At 52.3% G+C, this 705-nt stretch carries 1 rRNA gene; it reads right to left on the reverse strand.

Features of this window, described 5'->3' with window-relative positions:
- Positions 1 to 701: ribosomal RNA gene (locus WFK81_RS30720) — 23S ribosomal RNA — on the reverse strand; the annotation flags it as partial.
- Between the last annotated feature and the right edge of the window lie 4 nt (positions 702 to 705).

Raw genomic sequence — 705 nt, forward strand, 5'->3', positions numbered from 1 at the left:
TTCGCCCTATTCAGACTCGCTTTCGCTGCGGCTCCGTCTTCCCGACTTAACCTTGCACGTGAACGTAACTCGCCGGTTCATTCTACAAAAGGCACGCCATCACCCTTTTAACGGGCTCTGACTTCTTGTAAGCGCACGGTTTCAGGTTCTTTTTCACTCCGCTCCCGCGGTGCTTTTCACCTTTCCCTCACGGTACTGCTTCACTATCGGTCACTAGGGAGTATTTAGCCTTGGCAGATGGTCCTGCCGGATTCCGACGGGGTTTCACGTGTCCCGCCGTACTCAGGATCCGTCTCGGAGGCTGCAGACTTTCAATTACAGGGCTTTTACCTTCTTTGGCGGGCCTTTCCAGACCTCTTCGTTTAATCTACAACTTTGTAACTCCATGTGAGACGTCCTACAACCCCAAGGAGCAAGCTCCTTGGTTTGGGCTAATCCGCGTTCGCTCGCCGCTACTGACGGAATCACTTTTGTTTTCTCTTCCTCAGGGTACTTAGATGTTTCAGTTCCCCTGGTGTGCCTCTTGTTAACCTATGTATTCAGTTAACAGTGACTGTCCATTACGACAGCCGGGTTTCCCCATTCGGACATCCCCGGATCAATGCGTGCTTACCGCTCCCCGAGGCAGTTTCGTTGTTCGCCACGTCCTTCTTCGGCTCCTAGTGCCTAGGCATCCTCCGTGCGCTCTTATTAGCTTAACCTAAT

Origin of the sequence: Paenibacillus sp. MMO-177 (assembly GCF_037147795.1) — a bacterium.
GTDB lineage: Bacteria > Bacillota > Bacilli > Paenibacillales > Paenibacillaceae > Pristimantibacillus.